Here is a 6309-nt window from a genome sequence, read left to right as displayed (position 1 = left end):
GGTGTCGATCCTCGCCTGCAGCGGATCCAGCCGCAGGTAGTCCGCCACCCCCGCCGCGCCGCCGGCGGCTCGCGCCCCGGGCGGCCCCCCCCCGCCCCGCGGGCGGGGCGGGACGGACCGTCAGCGGAGGCGCATGTCGTCCGGGTCCTCCGGCAGGGGCGGTGCCCCCTCGCCGGTCATCCGGGCCTGGGGCCGCTCGCGCACCGGCGCATCGTGGAGGCCGCCGCCGCCCCCTGCCGAGCTGCCGCCCGGCGTGAGCCGCCCCCGCCAGCCGCCGCTCTCGCCGCCGTGCTCCTCGATGAAGCCCTTGAACCGCTTGAGGTCGCCCTTGACCTGCCGGTCCAGGACGCCGAGCAGGTCGCCCGCCTTCTCGGCCATGCCGTGCGGCTCGAAGTCCATGGCGAGACTCACCCGGGTGTGGGCGTCGTCGAGGCGCTCGAAGCTCACCACGCCCATCTGGTGGACGTCGCCGCCGACCGTGCGCCACGAGATCCGCTGGTCCGGGAGCTGGTCGACGATCTCGGTGTCGAACTCGCGGCGGGCACCGGCGACCTTGGTCGTCCAGTGGCAGTGCCGGTCGTCCGTCTGACGGACCTCCTCGACGCCCTCCATGAAGCGGGGAAAGTCCTCGAACTGCGTCCACTGGTTGTAGACGCTGTGCAGCGGGACGTCCACGTCGATGGACTCCTTCACCATGCTCACAACAGCCTCCCTCCGGGTAGTCGAACCGGACATTTCGTCCGATCAACCCGTCTGCCCGGTCCACGGGCGCCCAATCCACCGGCATTCGCGAGCAGCTCGGCCGAGTGGCTCCGTGACAATCCGGCGGGCGGCCGGTGTCAACCCGCGCCGGGCGGCAAGGCGCGTGTTCGGGCGCCGGCAGACGTCGGCGCGCCCGGCCACGAGGAAGGGGTTGTTCGTGACGGTGATATCGCGCCTGCCGGAGCCGGTGCACCAGGAGTGGGACTGGCAGCTGCGGGCGGCCTGCCGGGGCGCGGACGAGCGCCTGTTCTTCCACCCGTCGGGGGAACGCGGCCGCGCGCACGACGAGCGCGAGGCCGCCGCCAAGCGGATCTGCGCCCAGTGCCCCGTTCGCTCGCGCTGCCTGGCTCACTCCCTGGCCGTCCGCGAGCCCTACGGCGTCTGGGGCGGCCTCGGCGAGGACGAACGATCCGCCATCCTGGGGCCCGTCACCCGCCGCGGACGATAGAGCCCGAGCGGCGGTGTCGACGCTCGGCGGCCGGGTAGATGCGGTGCCCACCTTCCCACCGATTGGTCAGGAGCCCGCCATGCTCCTTCTCGGTCTCATCTTCCTGATGGTGAGCGGCACCTTCACCGGCCTGCTCATCGCCGACAACCTCCACGGCGGCCCGGCGACCCAGGTGAGCGTCCTGGGCAACGACATCGGCGCCTACACCGTGCCGAAGGCCTTCCTGGCCGGCGTCGCCCTCACCCTGCTGTTCGTCGCCGGTGCGGCCATGGCCCGTCACGGCATCCTCCGCGCCCGTCGGCGCGCGGTCGAACTCGAGGCCACCCGCCTCACGGCCGCCCGCACGGCCCCCGCACGCGCCGCCTCCGCACCGCAGACCGCCGCCGACTCCCCCACGGGGCCGGCCGCCACCGAACCCACCGAGCCCACCACCACCCGCAGGCACCGCGGACCCCACTACTGGCACCGCCCCGAACGCAACGAGACCGGCTGAGGGCCGGGCGGCAGTGGCAGACCGTCCCCCGCGATGCCGCGCCACGGCCGCCGCGACAGTGATCGCGGCGGCCGTCGGCGTCTCGGCGGCCGTCGGTGCGGACGGCCGATCCCGCGCCCCGCACGCTCGTCGGCCGGGGTCTGCGGCGATGTCGCCCCCACAGGCGCTCTGCCGGACCCGGGCGGTCGGAGCGTCAGGGCCGGAACGGCGTGTCCCGGGCGCGCCCGGTACCGGCCGGGGTGCGACGGGGTGCCTGGCGGAGCGTCTGCGTCTCGTACAGGAACCAGCCCCAGTCCTGGGTGTCCGGACCCCAGCGGACCAGGGCGACCCACTGCCGGTGGTGCTGGTGGATCCGCCACCGCTCCAGCCGGGCCGGCCGCCACAGGCCGCCGATCCGGATCTCGACCGACGACCAGCGCGGCTCCGCATCCCACGACCGGCCGGGCCCGGACATCAGCTCTCGCGGCGCGCGGACGGCATCACCCGGCGCGGGCTCGGGACGGTGGGGACGGGGAAGCGGTACGGCGGAGGTCACATCCCCATGTTCGAACATATTTTCGAACTCTGCAAGGAGCGGCACGCCGCCGGTTGCAACCGTTCGCGCAGGTCGGACTGTGGCGCAGCGGGAACCCGGCCCCGACGGCCTCAGTGCAGGACGCTCACGGCCCGCGCGATGACCAGGAGGGAGGTGAGCAGGGCCGCGATACTCTCGACGCTCATCAGCACCTTGGCGCGTGTGGACAGCGGCATGGTGTCCGTGGGGCTGAACGCCGTCGAGTTGGTGACGGACACGTACAGGTAGTCCATCAGCACCGGCACCCAGTCGCTGGAGCGGCTGGCACCGTCGGCGACCTCCTCGACCGCGTCGTCGTTCTCGTCCTGGGGGAAGCGGAAGTCCGCGAGCGGCAGCTCCGCCCGCGGAGCCTGGCTCCGAACCACGGGGCCGCCGCGATCCAGCTCCCAGAACGCCAGACCGAAGACGATGATGTCCGTGGCCCACACCTGCAGGGCGGCCACGAGGAGCGGGACACCATCCTTGATGCCGGTGGACACGAGGGCGTGGATCAGCAGCCCGAGGGCGCTGAGGTTGCTGGCTCCGATCAGGGCGACGAGCGTCAGGGACAGCACGCGAGAGACGTGGGTCTGACGGGTAAGCCGCCGAGGGTTGACGGCGATCAGCGGGATGAGCAGGAGCACTTCCAGCGCCGGCAGAACGAAGCGGGGCGCGACCAGTAGCCGTTCGGGCAGGACGAGGTAGAGCAGGATCGCCACGAGGGTGGCGATCACTGCCGGAAGCCTCGCTTCCCCGCGTCGCTCGTGCCTGGGATGCCGCATCCTCGTTCGAAGCCGACGATCAGAAGCCATGGTCTTCCGCCTTCTCTCCCCGGGCGACCCTGCCCCTGTTGATCCCTCGGAGGCCGACTCCTGAGCGGGCGTCGGCCCGAAGGCCCTCCGGGCCCGGCCGGGTCCGGCTCGGTCCGAGGATCCCTGCCCGGGCGATCCACGAGAGTGGAGCCGAGCCGGGAGGCGGGTAGTGCTTCGTCGGTGTGAGGCGCGGGGTCGGGTGATCCGGGGACGGAGGCTCCCGTCACTCGCGGAGCAGACCGGGCAGACCGGGCAGACCGGCGAGCGGCCAGCGGCCGCGTCGTCCGCCCTTGTCGACGGCGGCGATCATGAGACCGCCCAGCATGGAGAGGTTCTTCAGGAAGTGGATGCGCTGCTGGGCGCGTTCGCCCGCATCCTCCGCCTCCCAGAAGCGGTGGCCGGCCCAGGTGACCGGGAGGAGGGTGCAGGCCAGTACCGCGGCCGACAGCCGGGGCAGTTTCCCTGCTGCGAGCAGCAGGCCGGAGGCCGCCTGGACGCCGCCGTTCAGGCGGACGGCGCTGACCGTGCGGGTCGGCACTCCGGGCAGGTCGGACAGGGCATCGACGACCGGCCGGGCGGCGGGTGCGAGGCGCTCGGGGCGTCGTACCGCGTCCGCGCCGCCGGCGATGAACATCGAGGCCAGCAGCGGTCGTGCACAGATTCTGACGACAGTCATGACTAGCGGCTTTCCAGTGGATCGCAGTCCAATCATCGAGCGGACCTCCGGGCCCCCCGGGGTCGCGGCCTTTGCAGCATGCCCGGTTCGACGAACAGGCCTGCCGGTAGTCCGGGCGCCCGGAGGAGTCGTCCGGCGGGCCGTGGAATCGTGTGTCCACGGCATCCACCCGTTCGCCGCCCGGCTCGGGGCCGTCGCTCAGGCGATAATCCGCGCCACCATGAAAGCCAGGACGCAGAGAACGAGGAGTCCGATGACCGCCAGCGGCCACGGACCCCACGCCTTTCGCAGCTCCGGCGGTTCGGGCACCGAGATTCCTGCCGTGGTGCTCGACTCGGCCGGCGGCGTCTCCTCGGGCCGTTCGGCGCGGAGGAGCGGCACGCGCCGGTCCGGCCGGCTGCGAGCGGGCGCGGTCGGAGGCAGCCGAGTATGCGCGGGCCTGGGGCCGGTCGACTCCAGTTCCCGCACGGTCGCGGCCAGGTCCAGTTCGACCGCACCGATCTCCGGGTCGGAGGTACTGCCGTAGGCGAAGGCTCCGTCGTGCGTGAAGACTGCCACCAGCGAGCGACCCGGCCTCGTGAAGTGGAGGCGCTCGTTGCGCGTTCGGTCACCTCGCTCGCGACTGATCGCCCAGCCGAGTTCTCGGGCCCGCTCGTAGAGTGCAGTCTGCTGCCGGCTGAGCGGCAGTCTTCGTGCGACGGTGGTCATGGCTCTGCACCCGTTCCGGTCGGCCCGTTCCGCGTCCCGGTGCCGTGGGGCTCGCACCGGGATCGCCTGGATCGGGGCGTCTACCCGCGGACGACCGGCCCAAGCCAGGTCGAGGTCGGCCGTCCGTTGCGCCACGGCGGAACGGGTTGCTGCGGGGTGCCCGGCATCGCGTTGGTGCTCATGCGTACGGAGCCCTTGCGGTCGCTCTGCCGGAACTCGCCGCGTTGGCGGAGCGCGCCGTTGCCCCCGGCCGGCGGGCGGGAACCTCGACGGGTCTCGGGGTCACTGCCGGCCCGCGAGCGCCGATCGCGGCCGAGGTTGCCGACCCGGAGGCACGGCAGGTCCACCGTCCTGTACCCGAGTGACGCCACTTCTGCGGCCGCCCGCACCGCGGCGGCGGTCCAGTTGGACGGCGTCTCCTCCCTGTGGACGACCCGCGGTGCCTACCCGGGGCTGTACGGGCCGGAGGAATCGTTCCCGGTCGGCGGGTCGAAGACGCTCCGCAGCAGTGTCGAGGACGAGGTCGCCCTGGCCGGCGCGGGCGTGACCGCCCATCAGTGCCCGGCCGCCGCCGACCTGCTCGCCGGGCGGGGGTGGCCGCTCACGTGCTCGACCTGTACTCGGTGAAGCCGACAGGCGCCGAAACCCCCGCCGCGGCGGCAGTGAGCGGGGCGGGGAGCGCCCCGACGCTCCCGGCCCCGCGCTCGATCCTCAGGCCGTCACCACCGGTACCACCGGGACCGACCGGAACCCGAGGCCCCACGGGCGAAGAAACCCACCAGCCAGAGGATCAGAACGGCGAGCGCGATCCACCACAGCAGGTGGACGGCGAACCCGGCGCCGAACAGCAACAGGATCAACAGCAGTACGAGCAACAGCACAACCATGATCGATCACCTTCTCGCTCGGCGTGTGCCCGACGGCGGCCCGGTCAATCCACGTGGATCCGGCCGGACGGACCCGGAACGGCCGGGACGAAAGGACGGAGCGATGGCGCGCTCCGCCGACCCCCGGGCCGGCTGGATCCACACCTCCACCGGACAGGACCGACTACCGAGAGCTGAGGCACAGCCTCGATCCGCTTGACCTCACACAGGGCCCCCGGGCCCGGACCTCGGCTTCTCTGACTGACGGTGGATCAGTGCGTCTCGCGGCGCTGCTTCATCTCCGCCTCGGCGATGTGGGCACGGCCACTGGCCAGTGCCTCGCGGACCTGCCGCTCGACCTCGACGAAGCGCCGGTGGTAGCCGTCGTCGTACGCCTCGACGATCTGGAACGTCCACATGCCCGGCAGCACATCGGCGCCCTGGACCTCGCGCTCGACAAGATCGGCCTGCTCCGGGTGGCCGGCCTCGCGCAGCGCCCGCGCCGCCTCGCCGACCGTCTTGTCCGCGGTGCCGGTCAGCTGGTGGAAGTCGTACAGCCGGCCCCGGGCCCGCTCGGTCGTCTCCAGTGCCTCCGACAACAGCCCCAGGGCCTCGACCGTCGCATCGTCCAGCCCGGCCGGCCGGGCGTGCCGGCGCGGCTGCCCGCTCTTCTCGTCACCCACCCCGCTACCCTTCCCTTCCTCCCGATCCGGGACCACGGACCGTCCGCACCCGGCCCACCTCCGTTGTCTATCCCGATGGAGGCGCTCCCGTCCCGAGGCACGCCCGAACAGAGGCTCCTGGCGGCGGGGGCGCAGCCGGCTCGGTCCGATGGCGGTGTGTCGTGGGCCGCGGGCCGTGATCGTTTGCAGGCGGGGCAAAGTGACGACATGCCGGCCACGAGCGGCCGCTGACCGACCGCGACCGGCCGGGAGCGGGTCCGTCCGGACGGGGCCGCCTGGGCCGGACGAGGGCGACGCGGCCGGGGTGG

At 72.9% G+C, this 6309-nt stretch carries 8 protein-coding genes and 2 pseudogenes; 3 read left to right on the top strand and 7 right to left on the bottom strand.

Annotated features, from left to right (window positions below):
- Positions 1-237: 237 nt before the first annotated feature.
- Positions 238-702: pseudogene (locus ACFV0G_RS04575) on the bottom strand (SRPBCC family protein); the annotation flags it as partial.
- A 217-nt stretch (positions 703-919) separates the two neighbouring features.
- Here ACFV0G_RS04575 and ACFV0G_RS04570 point away from each other — a divergent pair.
- Both ACFV0G_RS04570 and ACFV0G_RS04565 read left to right on the top strand, forming a co-directional pair.
- Positions 920-1210, top strand: a complete 291-nt coding sequence (locus tag ACFV0G_RS04570) for a WhiB family transcriptional regulator (RefSeq protein ID WP_380541498.1) — start codon at positions 920-922, stop codon at positions 1208-1210.
- Between the two features lie 79 nt (positions 1211-1289).
- Positions 1290-1703 carry a hypothetical protein gene (locus ACFV0G_RS04565; protein WP_380541495.1) on the top strand — a complete coding sequence of 138 codons (414 nt, stop codon included), beginning with the start codon at positions 1290-1292 and terminating at the stop codon, positions 1701-1703.
- A gap of 193 nt (positions 1704-1896) precedes the next feature.
- Here ACFV0G_RS04565 and ACFV0G_RS04560 read toward each other — a convergent pair whose 3' ends face one another.
- The 4 genes from ACFV0G_RS04560 to ACFV0G_RS04545 form a co-directional block, all read right to left on the bottom strand.
- Positions 1897-2238: a hypothetical protein gene (locus ACFV0G_RS04560; protein WP_380541492.1), complete on the bottom strand. Its 342-nt coding sequence runs from the start codon at positions 2236-2238 to the stop codon at positions 1897-1899.
- A 110-nt stretch (positions 2239-2348) separates the two neighbouring features.
- The gene (locus ACFV0G_RS04555; protein ID WP_380541489.1) at positions 2349-2990 is read right to left on the bottom strand and encodes a hypothetical protein; all 642 of its coding nucleotides are present in this window, start codon (positions 2988-2990) and stop codon (positions 2349-2351) included.
- 301 nt (positions 2991-3291) lie between these two features.
- Positions 3292-3744 (bottom strand): DoxX family protein, encoded by a 453-nt coding sequence (locus ACFV0G_RS04550; RefSeq protein WP_380541486.1) that lies wholly within the window; start codon positions 3742-3744, stop codon positions 3292-3294.
- Positions 3745-3942: 198 nt separating this feature from the next.
- Positions 3943-4452 (bottom strand): DUF6480 family protein, encoded by a 510-nt coding sequence (locus tag ACFV0G_RS04545; RefSeq protein WP_380541483.1) that lies wholly within the window; start codon positions 4450-4452, stop codon positions 3943-3945.
- Positions 4453-4785: 333 nt separating this feature from the next.
- Here ACFV0G_RS04545 and ACFV0G_RS04540 point away from each other — a divergent pair.
- A pseudogene (locus tag ACFV0G_RS04540) lies at positions 4786-5114 on the top strand (transketolase C-terminal domain-containing protein); the annotation flags it as partial.
- 57 nt (positions 5115-5171) lie between these two features.
- Here ACFV0G_RS04540 and ACFV0G_RS04535 read toward each other — a convergent pair.
- Both ACFV0G_RS04535 and ACFV0G_RS04530 read right to left on the bottom strand, forming a co-directional pair.
- On the bottom strand, positions 5172-5339 hold the full coding sequence (locus tag ACFV0G_RS04535) for a hydrophobic protein (RefSeq protein ID WP_380541480.1): 168 nt from the start codon (positions 5337-5339) through the stop codon (positions 5172-5174).
- 251 nt (positions 5340-5590) lie between these two features.
- Positions 5591-6001, bottom strand: coding sequence for a hypothetical protein (locus ACFV0G_RS04530; RefSeq protein ID WP_380541477.1), 411 nt, complete (start codon positions 5999-6001; stop codon positions 5591-5593).
- Positions 6002-6309 lie beyond the last annotated feature (308 nt).

This window comes from Kitasatospora sp. NPDC059571 (assembly GCF_042735675.1).
Classification (GTDB): Bacteria; Actinomycetota; Actinomycetes; order Streptomycetales; family Streptomycetaceae; genus Kitasatospora.
Note: the sequence above shows the minus strand (reverse complement) of the source record. Positions and strands in the feature narration are given on the sequence as shown.

What these genes read in the sequence shown, in the direction of transcription:
- ACFV0G_RS04565 (WP_380541495.1), top strand. Translation starts at nt 1,290, where the DNA reads ATGCTCCTTCTCGGTCTCATCTTCCTGATGGTGAGCGGCACCTTCACC.
- ACFV0G_RS04550 (WP_380541486.1), bottom strand. Translation starts at nt 3,744, where the DNA reads ATGACTGTCGTCAGAATCTGTGCACGACCGCTGCTGGCCTCGATGTTC.
- ACFV0G_RS04545 (WP_380541483.1), bottom strand. Translation starts at nt 4,452, where the DNA reads ATGACCACCGTCGCACGAAGACTGCCGCTCAGCCGGCAGCAGACTGCA.
- ACFV0G_RS04535 (WP_380541480.1), bottom strand. Translation starts at nt 5,339, where the DNA reads ATGGTTGTGCTGTTGCTCGTACTGCTGTTGATCCTGTTGCTGTTCGGC.